We start from the raw sequence: 16,441 nt of genomic DNA, 5'->3' as shown, positions 1-16,441 counted from the left end.
GAACATGACCGCTCTCGACCGGCTCGCCCGTACCGACATCGCCTTCCTCAACTGGCGCGACCCCGCACACCCCGACGCGGGCGGAGCCGAAGCGTACTGCTGGGAGATCGCCCGGCGGTTCGCGGCGGCCGGAGCCCACGTCACCCTCGTCTCGTCGCGGTACCCCGGCTCGCGTGCCCGGGAGTACCGCGACGGGATCCGCGTCGTGCGCCGCGGCGGCACCTTCGGCGTGTACGCGGCGGCCGCGGCGCACCTGCTGCGGAACCGTCACGCGTACGACGCCGTGGTCGACTTCCAGAACGGGATCCCGTTCTTCTCCCCGCTGTTCACACCCCGCTGGACCACCGACATCTGCGTCATCCACCACGTCCACCAGCACCAGTTCGACACGCGGTTCCGGTGGCCGATGAACGCCGTGGGGCGGGTCCTGGAGAAGCAGGTCAGCCGACGCGTCTACCGGGGTCGGCCCGTGGTGGTCGTGTCGCCCTCCACCCGCGAGGGCACCCGGCGCGAACTCGGCTTCGGCAACCCCATCCACATCGTGCCCAACGGGCGCCCCCGCCCGGCGCTCACGGCCCCCACCGGACGGCGGTCCGCGGTCCCGGCGCTCACCGTCGTCAGCCGTCTGGTGCCGCAGAAGCGGGTCGACCTGATCCTGCGGGCCGTGCCCGCGCTCCAGCGCCGGTGGCCGGAACTGCGCGTCGACCTCTGCGGGGACGGGCCGGAGAGCGAGTCGCTGCGCAAGCTCGCGGCCGGTCTCGGCATCGGGTCCGCCGTCGAGTTCCACGGCTACGTCTCCGACGAGCGCAAGCAGGAGCTGTTCCACCGGGCGTGGCTGACGGTCGTGCCGTCGGTCGCCGAGGGCTGGGGGCTCGCCGTCATCGAGGCGAACACCGTCGGCACCCCCGCCCTCGCCTTCGACGTGCCGGGGCTGCGGGACGCGATCCGGCCGGGCGTCAACGGGTGGCTCCTCGACCCGGACGCCGACCTGGCGGCCGGTGTCGCCGCCGCCCTCGACACCCTGTCCACACCCGACGCGCGGTCGCTGAGCGCGGCCCGCTGCCGTGCCTGGGCCGCCGCCTTCTCCTGGGACGCCAGCGCCGAACGGCTCGCCCAGGTCGTCCTTGAGGACCTCCAGCGCATCCGCCGGCACCGGCGCTCCCGTCGCTCGGCCAACGATCTGTCCGTGGTCACCCGCTTCACCTCCGCGGACCCCGAAGCCACCGAACACGCGGTGCGCACCGCCCTGCGGCAGACCGACGCCTGGCACCGCGACGGTGACGCGTTCCGGCTGCTGCTCCACGGCTGCGACGAGGTACGGGCCCTGAGCGCGCTGCGCCGGCTCGACGTCGCGGAGGCCGACATCACCCTGGCCAACGGCCACGACGTCCTGCTCGGTGCGACGGAACCTGGCGACGGGTCCGCACCGGACCCCGCCCCCGGGCGGCAGCCATGACCGCCGCCGAGCGGGTCGCGGAGCGGCCGGCCGCCGCCCTCCAGGACGAGGTCACGGCCGTGCACGGCGCGCGCTGGATCGCCACCGCGGTGGTGCTGGTCGGCGCGCTGAACTACGCGTACACCCTGGTCCTCACCCGGCTCCTCGACGTCTCCGGGTACGCCACCTTCGCCGCGGGCCAGGGGCTCGTCGTGTGCACCGCGGCGGTCGCCGTGGTCACCGTTCCCTGGATGCTGGCCCAGGCCCTCGCGCGGGCCGGTTCGGACGCGGAGCGCGGCGAGGCGGTCCGCTTCGCCGTGATCACGGCCATCGCGGGCGGCACCGTCGCGGCGCTCGCGGTGGGCTGTGTGGCGATGGAGTTCGCCAGCACGCCGACCACGCTCGTCATCGCCGGTTCCACGCTCGCCATCTACATCACCCGGGTCACCGCGGGTTGGCTCCAGGGCAGCGAACGTCTGCGCACCCTCGCGGTCCTCACCGCTGTGGAGGCCGCGCTCAAGTTCGGCGTGGGCCTGTTCTTCGTGTGGGCGCTCGGCCTCGGCGAGACGGGCGCCCTCGCCGCCTTCGGGATCGCCGTCCTGCCGTACGTGTTCTTCTGGCCGCGTCGCCTCCGCGGCGGGCCGCGGCGCGCGTGGCGGTCGGTGAGCGCGGACCGCCAGCTGTGGCGCCGGGCATCGGGTGTCGCCTCGCTCCAGGGCGTGGTGGCGCTGCTCGCGGCCATGGACATCGTCCTGGTCGCGATGCTGCCCACCGACCGTGCGGCGGCGGCCAGTTACCAGGCGGCGGTCATGCTCGGCCGCGTCCCGCTCTTCCTCGCCGGGGCCGTTTCGATCGCGTTCCTGCCCGCGCTCTCCCGGCGCCGGTCGGGCGACCCGCTGACGGCGAGCGCGCTCCGGATGTACCTGACCGTGGCGCTGCCCCTGACCGTGGTGGCCGCGACGGTTCCCGGCGGGCTGCTCGCGCGGATCTTCCCCGACGGGTACTCGATGGTCTCCACCCTGATGGCGTGCACGGCCACGTCGGGTCTGGCGCTCGGCGCGCTCGCCCTGCTCGTGACGTTCGCCCAGGCGGTCAACGACTACGGCTGTCTGCGGACGCTGCTCGTGGGCCTCGGCCTGTACGTGACCGCCCTGGTGTCCGGCTGGGTCACCGGCGGTGTGCTCGGGATGGCGATCGGCGGGCTGTGCGGGACGGTCGCCGCCCTGGTCCTGCTCGCCGTGCGGCACTCCCGCCGGCACGGGTTCGGGGTCGCGGAGCGGTCGTTCAGCCGGGTCGTGCTGCCGCTGCTCGCGCTCGCCGCGGGACTCGCGCTGCTCCGGCCGTACCCCATGGTCTGGTTCGTGGTCGCTCTGACGGTCTCGGTGGTCGCCCTGTGGCGCTTCTTCGGGCAGCGCCGCGTCGCGCCCGTCCCGGAGCCCGCGGAAGACCCGCGGGACGGTCCGGGCGAGGGCTCGGCCGAGGAGCCCGAACCGGAGCCGCGAACGCCCCCGGGCGGGGCGCGAGGGACCCGGGCCGCGGTCCACGACGAGCGTGCCGTGCCGCTTCTCGTCGACGCCGTCTGGCGGGACCGGGTCCGGCCCGCCGGTGACGAGGAGCTGCTCGGCGCGCTGGCCGCGGCCCGGCGCAACCAGGTCGAGGGCCGGCTGGCCCGCGCGTACCCCCGTCAGCTCGCGGCCACGCTCACCGAGGTGGAGAGCGCGACCGGGCTGTTCCGGCGGAACCTCGTCGAGTCCACGGACCGGCTGCGGGCGGCGGGCATCCCGACCGTCCTGATCAAGGCCGATCTGGCGGGGGACTACGTGTACGGCAACTTCGACCTGGTGGTGCCCCCGGGAAGGCTGAGGGCGGCGCAGGCCGCGCTCGACGGCTGGTACGCGCACCGCACGACGTACTGGCTGGAACGCTCGACGAAGGTGCTCCTGGAGCCCCCCGACGGCCCGGCGGCGCATCTGCACGGATCGGTCTCGTGGTTCGGGGTGCAGGTGGTGCCGACCGACCGGCTCTTCGCCCGCGCGCAGCGGCCCGAGCACGCCGACGGCCACCCGGAGGGACCCGTCGACGGCCGACCCGGCGGCCACCCGGACGGGCCCGTCGACGGCCGGCCCGACGGCCACGTCGAGGTCCGCACCGACGACTACGCCTGGCTGACCCCCTGCCCCTCCGACCGGCTGCGGATCTGGCTGGCGCACGCTCTCTTCCAGAACCTGACCCTGGACCTGTCCGAACTCCTCGCCCTGCGGTCGCTGCTCCACCCCGACGTCGTGGCCGAGGCACGCCGCGAGGCCGCCCGCGAAGGCTGGTGCGCGGGCGGTCGCGAGGCGCTCGCCGTCGCCGTCGAGGCGATGGCGCGGCTCGACCGGGGCGAGTCCGTCCCGCTGCCGCTGCCCCTCCCCGTGCGGACCTCGCTCCGCGTCGGCGCCGAACACTCCGGCCACCTCTTCGGCGAGGGCCGGGTGCGCGCCGCGACCCGCGAGGCATCCCTCCGGGTGCCGCTCGTGATGACCAAGAGACTGCGGAGGCGGGTGCCATGACGACCTCACGAGGCCCTCTCCTCGTCGCCGTGTCCGGACCGGACGGCGCCGGTAAGTCCTCGCTGGTCGGCAGGGTCGCGACACTGCTCCGGGAGCGCGGCCTCACGGTCGTCAGCCTCCACTGCTACGGATGCTTCCTGTGCCGCAGGTTCCCGGTTCCGCCGCGGGTGAGGGATGAGGCGGAACCGGGCGGGGACGGGTGGGCACGGCGCGCCACGGATCCCGAGCGCCGGGGATCCCGGCTGCGCCGTGCCCACGCGTTCCTGGACGCGGGCGAACTGGCGGCCCGCATCACGGTCGCCGGGCTGCGGGCCCGTAGGCACGCGCGGGGCGGCGAGGCCGTCGTCCTGACGGACCGCGGGCCGCTCGACGGCCTGGTGAAGTTCCACCTGCCGGCCGGTTCGGCGGCGGCGTCCGTCTTCCGCCGCATCGCCGACCGCTACGCTCTGACGCTGCTCGTGGAGACCGGGCCCGACACGCTGCGGGGCCGGGGCTGGGAGGAGATCGCCGGTCCCCCGACCGTCTGGTGGGCCCGCTACCGCAGCTGGTCGCGGCGGCTGCCGCGGATCGCACGGCTCGACGGCGAACGGGCTCCGTCCCTGGTGGCGGCCGCGGCGCTCGACCGGATCGTCGACGAGATACGGGAACGCGCGGGCGCAAGGGAGCGGGCCCGCGACGAGGCCCGGCCGCGACGACGGCACGTGGTGGTCTCCATCTACGACGACGCCGAGAACCCCGCCTACCGGGGCGGCGGCGCCCTGGTCATCGGCAAGGTGGCCCACCGGCTCGCCGAGGACTTCCGGGTGACCGTCGTGACGGCGGGCCGGAGCGGCGGCACCGAGGAGCGGAACGGAATCCGTTACGTCCGGCTGCCGGTGTGCCGGGTGGGGCCGCGCGCCGGTCAGCTGCTGTTCCTGACGCTGCTGCCGCTCGTGGCCCGCCGGATCCGGCACGACCTGTGGCTGGAGAGCTTCACTCCCCCGTTCTCGACGAGTTTCCTCCCCCTGACGACGGCGGCCCCCGTCGTGGGCATCGACCAGGGCCGCAGCGCCGAGGCCCTGTGGCGGCGCTACCACATCCCCTTCTTCCTGGTCGAGCGTCTCGGGCTGCGCTGCTACCGGCACATCGTGGTGATGAACCCCGCCGACGGGTCGGTGGTCCGGCGGCTGAGCCCCCGCGCCGACGTGCAGGTGATCGCCAACGGAGTCGAACAGCGTCTCCTCGACGAGACCGGGCTCGGGGCAGGGCAGTTCATCCTGTTCCTGGGCCGGATCGACACCTGGGTCAAGGGCCTCGACCTGCTGCTCGACGCGTACGAGCGGGCCGCGCCGCCGCTGCAACTGCTGCTCGCGGGCAGCGGCACCCCCGCCGAGGAACGTCGGCTCGCCGCGCTCGTCGCCGCCCACACTCACGGTCCGGAGCCCCGGATCCACTGGGTGGGGTACGCGGAGGAGGAGCGCAAGTGCCAACTCCTGCGCGACTGCGCCTTCCTGGTGATGCCCTCGCGCCACGAGACCTTCGGCCTGGTGGCCCTCGAAGGCATGTCGTACGGAAAGCCCGTCCTCCACTTCGACCTGCCCGCGCTGCGCTGGATGAGGGACGGCGGCGACGTGGCCGCACCGCCGTTCGACGTGGCGGCCTTCGGGGACCGGATGAGCGAGCTGGCCACGGACGCGGCGCTCCGCCGCCGGCTGGGGCGGCGGAGCGGGCTCGCCGCGCAGCACTACACGTGGGACGAGATGACGGGCCGCTACCTGGCCCTGGCCCACCGGCTTCTGGACACTCCCGCCTCCCCACGGCGGCCGAGGAAGAGGGGTGCGTCATGGCTGATGACCCGCTGACCAGTTTCGTCCGGACCGTCGTCGGATCGGGCACCCCGATCCTGGTGCTGTCGCCGCACCTGGACGACGCCGTCCTGTCCTGCGGCGGGTTGCTCGGCTGGGACGGGCGACGGGCGCCCGTGACGGTCGCCTCGCTGTTCACGGAGGCCACGCCACCGCCGTACACCCTGTCAGCCCGCCAGTACCTGAAGCAGACAGGCGCCGACGACGCGGAGGAGCTGTTCGCCGAACGGCGCGCCGAGGACCGGCGGGTCCTGGAGCGACTCGACGTCCACTGCCGCCATGTCGGTCTGGTCGACGGCCTGTTCCGGCGGCTGCCGCGCCCACGACGCGGCACGGCACGGCTCGCCCGACTGCTTCCTGAGGTCGCCCATGTGTATCCGACGTACCGGCTGCACCTGTCCCGGGGCAGGGTCTCCCCGCACGACGCCGAGACGCTGCGCGCGGTCGCGGCCACCGTCGACGAGCTGCTGCCCGGCTCCTCCGGCGGCCTGGTCCTCGCCCCGCTGGGCGTGGGCGGGCACGCCGATCACGTCCTCGTCCGCACCGCCGCCGAGCGGAGCGGCCGCCGTGTCGTCTACTACAGCGACTTCCCGTACAACCAGCACGCCGCGCCCGACGCCCGCTTCAGCGGGCGGAACCGGCTCGTCGCCCGTGGCTGGGAGCGGGGCCTCGACCGGAAGGCCGAACTGATCCGCGGCTACGGGACCCAGGCCGACGCGCTGTTCCCCGAGGGGAACATCCCGCGAGTACCCGAGGTGTACCTGCTGCCGAAGACGGGATGGACGGCGACGAAGCCGGCCCCCGCGCGTGGCCCCGGCATCGGGGTCCGTACCGCCGGAGGCGTGTCGTGACGATTCCGCGCACCGCTCCGACGGCCCCCCGGACCGGACCGACGACACCCGTCCGGGCCGCGCGGCGCGGCCCCGTGCCGACCGTGGTCTACGCAGCCGGGGCGGCACTGCTCACCGTCGCCCTGCGACTGATCCAGATCAGCCGGGCGGGCGACCTGTTCGTGGACGAGTCGATCTACCGGCGGCTCGGCGACAGCGCCGCCGCGGGCGGCTTCCCCCGTACCGACGAGGGACTGTTCTTCCTCCACCCGCCCGGCTACTTCTACGTGGAGGCCGGCTGGATGAAGCTCGTCGGCGAGCACTCCGACGTCATCGCGGGCGTGCACTCCTCCCGAGTGCTCAACGCACTTCTGGCCGGGGTCACCGCGGCCCTCATCGTGTTCCTCGTCGCCCGGGTGCGGTCACGCGGCGCGGGCGCGGTCGCCGGCCTGCTGTTCGCCCTGGACCAGTTCTGCATCCGGCAGAACAACCGGGTGCTCCTGGAGACCGGGACGATGGTGTGGATCCTCGCGGGCTATCTGGCCCTGGTGGGGCTCACCCGGCCCGATCCGCCCGGTCGGCCCCGGGCCCGCGCGCTGCTCGCCGGCTTGTTCCTCGGACTGGCGATCCTGACGAAGGACCACGCGGTACTGATCACCGTGCTGCCGCTGCTCGCCGCCCTGCTCCTCGGCTGGGGCCCGCCCCGGAAGCTGGTCGCCCTGACCCTCTCGGTGACCGTGGCCTCGTACGCCGTGTACCTCGCCCTCGTGGCCGGCTTCGGACACTTCGACGCCTTCTGGGAAGCGAAGACCTCCGGCGTGCGGCGGCTGCTCGGAATCGTGCAGGAGACCGGCTTCAACGCGGAGGGCACCCCCTCGCTCGCGGGCCGACTCCTCGACGAACTCCCGGGGTACACGGGCACGTACCTGCTGCTCGCCCTCACCCCGGTGGCCCTCTTCCTGCTGCTGCGACGCAAGGAGCCGGTGTACCGGCTGCTCGCGCTCTTCCACGCCTCGGCGATCGTCACCCTGGGGTACGCGCTCGCCATCGGCACCCTGGAGGAGCAGGCCCTGTATCTGCTGTTCGTGCCGAACCTGGTGGCGCTCGCGGTCACCGTGCCGATGCCTTCCCGGGACCGGCCCGGGCTCCGGCTCGTGGCGTGCGGCGTCCTCGTGGCGCTGCTCGCCGCCCCCGCCGCGGTGTACGCCCGCGACCGGTGGACGCCCGACGACGGCTTCGAGCGGCTCCGGGCGTATCTGCTCACCCATGTGCCGGCGGGAAGCGCGATCGTCACGGTGGACGGGCAGCAGACCCGCGGTGTGACGAACTGGGCGCTGAACGACACCTATCGGCTCGGCCACTGGGTGACGCCGGAGGAGCGGAACGACAACGGTGCCGCCTACCTCGTCGTGCCGTGGCGGGTCATCGAGCAGGGGTACGGCCGTTCCTCGCTCGCGGAGGTGGAGCGGCTCACGGAAGGACTGCGGCCGGTGTTCGCCTTCGACGGTCCCACGTACGGCACGCTGGCCCTGTACCGGCTGCCGTCGACGCTTCCGGGACCGGATGTGACCGCGCTCGCCGTGCCGGGGTCGACGGTGACGGGGCCGCTGCTCCCGGCGCCGGGGCCGGTGGTCGCGACACCGGATTCCACGGTCGGCGCGCCCGGTCCGGCGCTCCCCGTGGCGGGAGTCGGCGATGCGCCAGGGTGAGCGGCGGCCCCGCGTCCTCCTCCTGACCAGCAGCCCGCTGGACGGGGCGGAAGGCTGTGACGTGCGGCTCGCCGCCGACGTCCTCGGAACGCTGCCCGACTTCGACTTCGTCTGGTTCTCCCAGTGGCCGGGCCGCCGGCAGCCCCCACCGGAGCGCGGGCGGCCCGTGCGCATCCTCTCGCGGGACGGGGTGCCGCACATTCCCGAGCGGGTGCAGTCCGCGCTCGCCGGGGCCGCATGGGCCCGCCGGGTCGACCTGGTGCACGCCTTCCTGACCGTCGGCCGAACCTTCCCGACCTTCTCCTGGCTGCGGCCGCTGCTGCTCGGGGGGCGGCCTGTCATCCACACCGTGCCCGGCGTGATGCACACCCGCTTCCTCAAGCACATCCGGCCGCTGGGGACGACGGTCGCCCTGTCCGAGTCGATGGCCCGTCGCCTGCGCGCCGCGAACTTCGGCGACGTACGGGTGGTCCCGCCCATGATCGGCCTGGACGCCTGGCCGTACCTGCCGCGCCCGGAGGGATTCCCCGTGGTGCTGTTCGCGGGGCACCACGATCCGCACGGCGGGGCGGAGACGGCGATCGACGCGGCGGCGGAGGCGGTACGGTCGGGCGCCAGGTTCCGCCTCGTGCTCGCGATGCGCGGACGCCCGGGGCAGGACAACGCGATGCTCGACGAGGCGCTGCGGGAGCGGGCCGGCGCGGCCGGGCTCACGGATTTCGAGGTGCGGGGCTATGTCGAGGACATGCACGCGCTGCTCGCCACCGTCCATGTGCTGCTGTTCCCGCCGGCCGTGCTGGGCGGCAAGGCGGACATCCCGCTCACGGTCCTCCAGGCGCTCGCCTCGGGCCGGCCCGCGATCCTCAGCGACCTCCCCCAGTTCGCCGACTTCGGCCACGCGGTGCTGCGGGCCCCGGCGGGCGACGCGCGCCGCACGGGGCAGCAGCTGGCCTGGCTGCTGGACCAGCCGCGCTCCTGGGACGTGCTCGCCGACCGGGGCCGTGCGCTCGTCGAGGACCACTTCGGTCCCGAGCGTTTCGCGGCCCGGTACGCGGCCCTGTACCGGGAGTTGCTGTCATGACGGTGCTGTGGTGGACGGGGTCCCGGGGGGCGACAGCCGCGCTCGCGGTGGCCGCGGTGCTGCTGTTGCTGGTGGGGGCGTTCGGCGTGCTGCGGCACGAGGCCCCGGAGCCGAAGCCGGAGCGGTACTGGTACGGCACGCTCCAGACCGATCCGGACCGGGCCCGCACCGAGTACGAGCACGGCATCCGGGTGGCCCATCTCCAGATCGACTGGGGCAGGTTGGAGCCGGAACAGGGCGTGTACGACGAGGAGTACGCGCGCGAGGTACGCGACCGGATCGAGGCCTTCCGCGGGGCGGGGCTGCGGGTGGAGGCGGGCCTCGGTCTCAACCATCCGCCGTCCTGGCTGCCGGACGCCTTCCCGGAATCGGTCTACGTGAACCAGTACGGCGAGCGGTCCACCCGCGTCCCGAACATCGTGTTCAGCGAGCCCGTACGGGAACACATCGCCGAGTACGCGCGCGCGGTGGACCGCCTGATCGGCTTCGAGAACTTCTGGGCGGTCCGCGTCGGCGTCAACGAGAGCGGCGAGTTCGCCTATCCGAGCCCGCTGTCGGAGAGCGACGGTCCCGCCGAGTTCTGGGCGTACGACAGCCACGCCCAGGAGAGCAGCCCGTACCCGGGGTGGCGGCCCGGGGAACGGACGTACCACGGGAGGCCGTTCACCCGGGAGCAGGTGGCGCACTGGTACGACTGGTACGTCGGGAAGCTGGCCGGTGCGGTGAACTGGCAGCTCGACCTGTACGCCTCGCTCGGGTACCAGGGAGCTCTCAAGATTCTGATCCCGGGGTCCGGTTTCTACCCCTCGGACCTGCGGGCGGCCGTCGACGCCCGGCTCGTCGACTCGCCGTCGGTCCGGCTGGTCGCGCGCGGCGCCGGGTTCTTCCTGACGCTCCCCCTGGTCGAGCACCGGGACACGGTACGGATCGTCACCACCGCCCTGGTGGACGGGACGGGCGACCCCGTGGACAACGGCTGCTCGCCCGCCGACGCGAGGACGGACGTCGCCGCCCCGAACGACGCGCGGGTGCGGGACTGGTCCTCGGCGCGCTGGGTGGTGGCGGTGGCGCGGAGCGCGGGCTTCACCCGGCTGACCGGGGAGAGCGCGGGGCCGCAGGTGTCCCCGTACCGGCCCGGGGTGACGGAGACGGCGTACCGGCAGATGGCGTCCTGCGGTCTTGAGGGCCTGATGTGGGCCTTCGACGGACAGTTGTACGACGGGACGCCGGGCTCCTCGCTGGAGGACTACGCGGAGACGATCCGGCGTCACCCCTGAGGTGCCGGGGTGGTGGCCGTGGTGCCGGGCCGTTCGGCGGTGAGCAGCAGGATGCCGGTGTCCCCGTAGTCGGGCAGGGTGAGGTCCTTGGCGACCCGGGCGATCCGCAGGCCGGTGGTGCGGGGTGCGAAGACGGCCCGCAGGGCGGTCTCGTCGACCGGGCAGGCCGGCCAGACGGGTCCGGTGCCGATGCGGTAGCTCGGCATGTGTTCCATGAACGCCGCGAGGAGGCGTCCGCCGGGCCTGACCGCGTGGACGAAGGTGTCGCAGACCGCGGTGAACTCGCCGAAGTCCTCGGTGACGCTCTCGGCGACGAAGTTCATCGAGGCGAGGTCGTACGTGCCGGGGGTCAGGTCGTCGACGGTGCCGGGCACGACCCGCACCGGGCGCAGCGCCTCCTTGCAGTCCGGCGGGAGGGCGGGGTCGAGGGATCGGCACAGCGCGTAGAAGGGCTGCCAGGTGTCGTCGGGGCCCTCGTCGAGCTGGTGGCGCAGGTAGCGGACGTTGGCGGCGCTGGGTTCGAGGGCGTCGACACGGCGGCTCGCCGCGCCCGCGAGCATCAGGGGGTAGAGATTGGGGCCCGCGCCCAGTTCCAGGGTGCGGGCCAGGCTGCCGGGGGCGTATCGCCGGTAGACGGCGGCGTGGTGGTGGATGACGTCGATGTCGCAGGGGTGGAGCCGGCGGTAGTTCTCGGCGAGGTAGTCGGAGACGGGCCAGGCGTCCCAGTCGGCGTCCCGGTTGCGGCGCACGGCGGCCCGGCCGGGCGGGCGCGGCCCGGTCGGGCGGGTCGCCCGGGAACGCGGCCAGGTCCAGTCCATCACGGCTCCGGTGTCCGGCCCGCGGTGAGCGCGCCGGGGCGCGTGGCGCCGGCCGGTTGCAGGGGGAAGCGTTCGGCGAGCGCCGTGAGGGCCACGCAGAGTTCCTCGATCTCCTCGTCGGTGTTGGCGGCGGTGATCTGGATGCGGAAGCCGACCCGGTCGCGCGGTACGAGCGGGTAGGAGGCGAGCGTCACGTAGATGCCGCGTTCCCAGAGGAAGGCGGCGACGCCGTCGAGGTCGTCGGACTCGGCGAGCGGGATCTCGATGATCGGCAGTCCGTCGGTGTTGGGCGTGGCGATGCCCAGGGCACGGACGTGGCCGAGGACGCGGGCCGTCTTGCGGTAGAGACCGGCCCGGATCTCGTCCCCGCGCTCGTCGTTGACGTCGAGTCCGGCGAGGGCGGTGGCGAGCGAGGCCGTCGGTGAGGGGCCGGAGTACAGGTACGGGGCCGCCGCCACCTTGAGATGGTCCTTGAGCCACTTCGGGACGGCGAGGAAGGCCAGCAGCGAGGAGAACGCCTTGGAGAAGCCGCCGACCAGGACCAGGTCGTCGTAGGTCTCACCGAGGTGGCGGACGATGCTGTTGCCGCGAGAGCCGTAGGGGCTGGTCTCGCCGGGCAGCCGCTCCCCGATGACTCCGAAGCCGTGGGCGTCGTCGACGTACAGCAGGGCACCGTTCTCGCGGGAGACCCGGGCCAGGGTGGGGAGGTCGGGGAAGTTGCCGGTCATGCTGTTGACGCCGTCCATGCAGATGAGGCGGCTCGCGTCGGCGGGCGCGCCGCGGAGCAGCGCCTCCAGCTCGTCGGGCCGTTCGGCGTGGAAGCGGTGGATCTCGGCGCCCTGGCCGCGGGCGACGACACAGCCGTCGTACACGGTGCGGTGGGCCTGCGCCTCGACGAAGACCTGGCCGGTGCCGGCGAGGAGCGGGATGACCGACTGGTGGATGAGGGTGATGGTGGGCAGCAGCAGGGTGTCGGGGGCGCCGAGGAGTTCGGTGAGCCGCTCCTCGATCCGGGGGTAGAGCCGGGGACTGCCGATGAGCCGGGACCAGCTCGGGTGGGTGCCCCAGCGTCTGACCTCCGGTTCGATCGCCGCGATGACCGTCGGGTCGAGGTCGAGACCGAGGTAGTTGCAGGAGGCGAAGTCGATGAGCCAGTCGTCGCCGACCCTGATGCGGCGGCCGTCGATCTCGTCGATGACGGCGTCGCACATCCGGCTGGTGCGGTGGAGGTGTTCGAGGTCGCGCCAGCGGGACGCGCGCGGGGGGCGCCCCGCCTTCGCGGCCGGGCGGACGGCGGGACGGACGGGCGGCCGCTTGCCGGACGGCGGGGCGCGGTGGAGGTAGGACTCGGCCTGGTGGGCGGTCATGGGGCGGGCGAAGAGGTAGCCCTGCCCGTACCGGCAGCCCATGTCGGCGAGCAGCGCCCGCTGCTCCTCGTGCTCGATGCCCTCGGCGACGACCTGGAGGCCGAGGACGTCGGCGATGCGCACGATGCCCTCCACCAGCGCCACCTGCTGCGGGTCGGTGGTGATGTTGTCGATGAACGACTTGTCGACCTTGAGGACGTCGATGGGGAACTCGCGCAGGTAGCTGAGCGAGGAGAAGCCGGTGCCGAAGTCGTCGATGGCGATGGAGACGCCCAGGTCCTTGAGGGCGGCCATGGTGGTCCTGATCTGGGCGTCCCTGCGCATCAGGACGGTCTCGGTCAGCTCCAGGACGAGGGAGCCGGGCGCGAGTCCTGAGGAGTGCAGGGTGCGGCGTACTCCTTCGAGGAATCCCGGGTCGCGGAACTGGCGGGCGGAGACGTTGACGCTGGCGTACAGCGGGGACTTGCGGGGGCGGGCGCGCTGCCAGCGGGCGATGTCGAGCGCGGCGTGTTCGAGGACCCAGGCGCCGAGCGGCATGATGTGGCCGCTCTCCTCGGCCAGGGCGATGAACTGGTCCGGCGGGACCATGCCGCGGCGGGCGTGCGGCCAGCGGATGAGCGCTTCGAGGCCGGCCGGGGCGCCGTCACGCACCTCGACGATCGGCTGGTAGCGCAGGGCGAACGCGTGGTCGGCGATGGCCGTGTCCATGCCCGCCTGGAGTTCGTGCCGGGCGACGAGCCGGGAGTGGAACTCGGGGTGGAAGAGCCGCCAGCGCTTCTTTCCGGCCGCCTTGGCCGCGTACAGGGCGAGGTCGGCGTGGCCGAGGAGTTCCTCGGCGTGGGCGCTGTCGAGGACGGTCGCGACGCCGACGCTGGTCGACACGGAGACCGCTCCGTCGGTGAGGTGGAAGGGCTGGCTCAGGGTGTGCACGATCTCCGCCGCGAGGGTCTCGGCGTCGCGGGGTTCCCGCGCGCCCTCGATGAGGACGGCGAACTCGTCCCCGCCGAGCCGGGCCGCGGTGTCGGTGAGCCGCAGGACGGAGGTGAGGCGGCGGGCGACGGCGACGAGGAGTTCGTCGCCGACGGAGTGCCCCATGGTGTCGTTGACGACCTTGAAGTCGTCGAGGTCGACGAAGAGCATGCAGGTCAGGGTGGATTCGCGGCGGCCCCTGAGCAGGGCCCGCTCGACCCGTTCGAGGAGCAGGACGCGGTTGGGGAGACCGGTGAGCGAGTCGTGGAAGGCCCGGTGGGTCAGCTCGCGTTCCAGTTTCCGCTGCTCCGTGACGTCCCGGAGGGTGAGGACGAGGCCGTGCACGGTGTGCTCGTCGCGCAGGTTGCTGCAGCGGACCTCGACCTCCAGGTCGGTGGAGCCGCCGTGGAGCAGTTTCCAGTCGTCGCGGGCGTCGACGACGGCGCGGGTGCGCGCGTCGGAGAGGACGCGCAGGGCGGCGGCCGTGTCCCCGGGGGAGATGAGGTCGGTGAGGGGGGTGCCGGGGAGCAGGGAGCGGCCGAACATGGACTCGGCGGAGGGGCTGGCGTACCGCACGGTGTCGTCGTCGTCGACGATGAGGATGACGTCCGAGGTGTTGTGCACGAGGGTGCGGAAGTAGGCCTCGCTGGTGCGGCGGTTGACCTCCTCGCTGAGGGCGAAGCGTTCGAGGGCGAGGGCCGCCTGGGAGGCGAGGGACTGGGCGGGGCCGGAGATCTCGGCGAGCTTCTTCTCCGGGCCGGCCAGGAGCAGGACGCCGAGCAGCGGTTCGGATCCCGCCGGGGCTTGGAGTTCCAGGGGGCAGAGCAGGGCGAAGGGCTCGGGGGCGAGTTCCGCGGCGACGGCCGGGTCGAGCCGGGTCACGGGGATGAGCCGGGTGCCGTCGGAGACGCTCTCGGGCCAGGGCGTCGCGGCGGGCTGCGGCGGCGGCGGTTCGGCGGTGTGCCGGGGCGGGTCGGCGAACGGACGGGCCGACCGGTTCGGGGGGCGGCCCTGCTCGGTGGCCGGCTGCCCGGTCGGCGCGTCCGGCCCGGCCGAACCGGCGGAAGTGGTCGGCTGGGCAGATCCGGCCGATCCGATCGATCCCGTTGATCCGATCGATCCGGTTGATCTGGTTGATCCGGTTGGTCCGGTCGTCGACCCGGTCGGTCCGGTCGATTCGCTCGGGGGTCCGCTCGGCCCCGTCGACGTACCGGGTGTCGCCCCGGTCCTCCGGGAGCGGGTCAGCTCGTCCGTACGGCAGCTCCAGGGGTGGCTCGCGGTGGTCACCCCGCTCAGGCCGCCGCTGCGGTCCCGGGTGAGCAGGAGGACCCGGTGCCCGGTGCCGGGGCCGAAGAGGGTCGCGGACGCCGTCTCCACCGCGCCGGCGACCTCGCGCGGGCTCAGCGCGGCGACGAGGGAGGCGGCGGCCATCCGGAGGCTGCGTTCGCGCGCCTCGGCCTTGCCGTGGTCGTTCATCATGCCCCAGAGCCGGGCGAGGACCAGCAGGAACATCAGGGCCGAGAAGATCGCGATGACGGCGATGTCCTGGTCCCGGTCGTGGCGCAGCGACTGGAAGAGGAGCAGGGCGGGCGCGACGAGCGAGGCACCCGCGAGCAGGGCGAGGCGGCGCTCGGCCACGTGCGGCGCGGGTTCGGGGGCGCGCTCGGTGAGGCCGGTCATCGAGGGGTGGAGGGCGGCGAGCCCCCAGGCGGTGAAGAAGACGACCCAGCCGAGGTCCCAAGGGGTGCCGACCTGCCAGGTGCCCCTGAGCTGGAGGGTGCCGTAGATGACGTCGGAGGCGAGGATGCCGCAGGTGCCGAGGGTGAGGAGCTGCACGGACCGGGATCTGAGGCCGCCGGGGACGAGGAGCCGGGCGAGCATCGCGAGCATCAGCACGTCGCCGAGGGGGTACGCGATGGAGATGGCCTTCTCGGTCCAGCTCATCTCCTCGCTCCTGGCCAGCGGGGTGATGAGGTTGACCCAGGAGAGCAGGGCGAGGCCCGAGGTGAGTATCAGCGCGTCGAGGACGACGCCGAGGTCGCGACCCACGGCCCGGTAGCGGATGAAGCCGAACAGGCCGACGGCGAACAGTGGGTAGGTGACCAGGTACAGGGCGTCGGCGACGGACGGGAACGGCCTGGTCTGGCCGAAGAAGGCCTCCAGCGCGTTGTACGCCGTGTCGCCGCCCACGAAGGCGAGGTTGGCGGCGGCCAGCACGAGCCAGGGCCAGCGCCGGGACGGCTTGTGGAGGTGGACGCCGACGAGGATGGCGCCGACGCCGCCGAGGCCGATGAGTGCCCACAGCACGGTGTGCCGCTCGGGGAACTGCAGGTAGGCGGCCGTCAGCCCGGCCACGATCACGAGGTACACCAGGGTCCATCGGCGCAGTGACCCGGTCGCTGTGAACGGCCGGTTCGGCTGGCGCAGCGACATCGTCGACCGCCCCCTTGCCGGGTCGGACGGACGCCGTCGGGAGCGCCCTGTTCGCGGATTGGACCCCGTACGGTGTCCATTCTCCGGGGCGCCCGGGACGCCTGCATCTCGGCGCCTTCGCGACAG

At 73.5% G+C, this 16,441-nt stretch carries 9 protein-coding genes; 7 read left to right on the top strand and 2 right to left on the bottom strand.

Translation table 11 applies throughout. From position 1 onward, the window contains the following. Nucleotides 1–4 precede the first annotated feature (4 nt). Genes OG259_RS36980 through OG259_RS36950 form a run of 7 tightly spaced genes read left to right on the top strand, consistent with a single transcriptional unit; the run spans nt 5 to nt 10,728 of the window. Nucleotides 5–1,456, top strand: a complete 1,452-nt coding sequence (locus tag OG259_RS36980) for a glycosyltransferase family 4 protein (RefSeq protein WP_328946227.1) — start codon at nt 5–7, stop codon at nt 1,454–1,456. Then, nucleotides 1,453–3,987: a hypothetical protein gene (locus OG259_RS36975; RefSeq protein WP_328946226.1), complete on the top strand. Its 2,535-nt coding sequence runs from the start codon at nt 1,453–1,455 to the stop codon at nt 3,985–3,987. The genes OG259_RS36980 and OG259_RS36975 overlap by 4 nt, the downstream gene beginning before the upstream one ends. After that, on the top strand, nt 3,984–5,828 hold the full coding sequence (locus tag OG259_RS36970) for a glycosyltransferase family 4 protein (RefSeq protein ID WP_328946225.1): 1,845 nt from the start codon (nt 3,984–3,986) through the stop codon (nt 5,826–5,828). The genes OG259_RS36975 and OG259_RS36970 overlap by 4 nt, the downstream gene beginning before the upstream one ends. Further along, nucleotides 5,810–6,682 carry a PIG-L deacetylase family protein gene (locus tag OG259_RS36965; RefSeq protein ID WP_328946224.1) on the top strand — a complete coding sequence of 291 codons (873 nt, stop codon included), beginning with the start codon at nt 5,810–5,812 and terminating at the stop codon, nt 6,680–6,682. The genes OG259_RS36970 and OG259_RS36965 overlap by 19 nt, the downstream gene beginning before the upstream one ends. After that, a complete protein-coding gene (locus OG259_RS36960) occupies nt 6,679–8,370 on the top strand; it encodes an ArnT family glycosyltransferase (protein ID WP_328946223.1) in 1,692 nt (563 codons plus the stop codon). Before OG259_RS36965 ends, OG259_RS36960 begins: the two co-directional genes overlap by 4 nt. Further along, a complete protein-coding gene (locus tag OG259_RS36955) occupies nt 8,357–9,451 on the top strand; it encodes a glycosyltransferase family 4 protein (protein ID WP_328946222.1) in 1,095 nt (364 codons plus the stop codon). The genes OG259_RS36960 and OG259_RS36955 overlap by 14 nt, the downstream gene beginning before the upstream one ends. Then, nucleotides 9,448–10,728, top strand: coding sequence for a beta-galactosidase (locus OG259_RS36950; protein ID WP_328946221.1), 1,281 nt, complete (start codon nt 9,448–9,450; stop codon nt 10,726–10,728). The genes OG259_RS36955 and OG259_RS36950 overlap by 4 nt, the downstream gene beginning before the upstream one ends. Here OG259_RS36950 and OG259_RS36945 read toward each other — a convergent pair. Then, nucleotides 10,719–11,546: a class I SAM-dependent methyltransferase gene (locus tag OG259_RS36945; protein WP_328946220.1), complete on the bottom strand. Its 828-nt coding sequence runs from the start codon at nt 11,544–11,546 to the stop codon at nt 10,719–10,721. The two genes, OG259_RS36950 and OG259_RS36945, sit on opposite strands and share 10 nt — an antisense overlap. After that, nucleotides 11,546–16,315, bottom strand: coding sequence for an aminotransferase class I/II-fold pyridoxal phosphate-dependent enzyme (locus OG259_RS36940; RefSeq protein ID WP_328946219.1), 4,770 nt, complete (start codon nt 16,313–16,315; stop codon nt 11,546–11,548). The genes OG259_RS36945 and OG259_RS36940 overlap by 1 nt, the downstream gene beginning before the upstream one ends. Between the last annotated feature and the right edge of the window lie 126 nt (nt 16,316–16,441).

Origin of the sequence: Streptomyces sp. NBC_00250, from assembly GCF_036192275.1 — a bacterium.
Taxonomy (GTDB): Bacteria; Actinomycetota; Actinomycetes; order Streptomycetales; family Streptomycetaceae; genus Streptomyces.
This window is presented reverse-complemented; position numbering and strand designations above follow the sequence as displayed.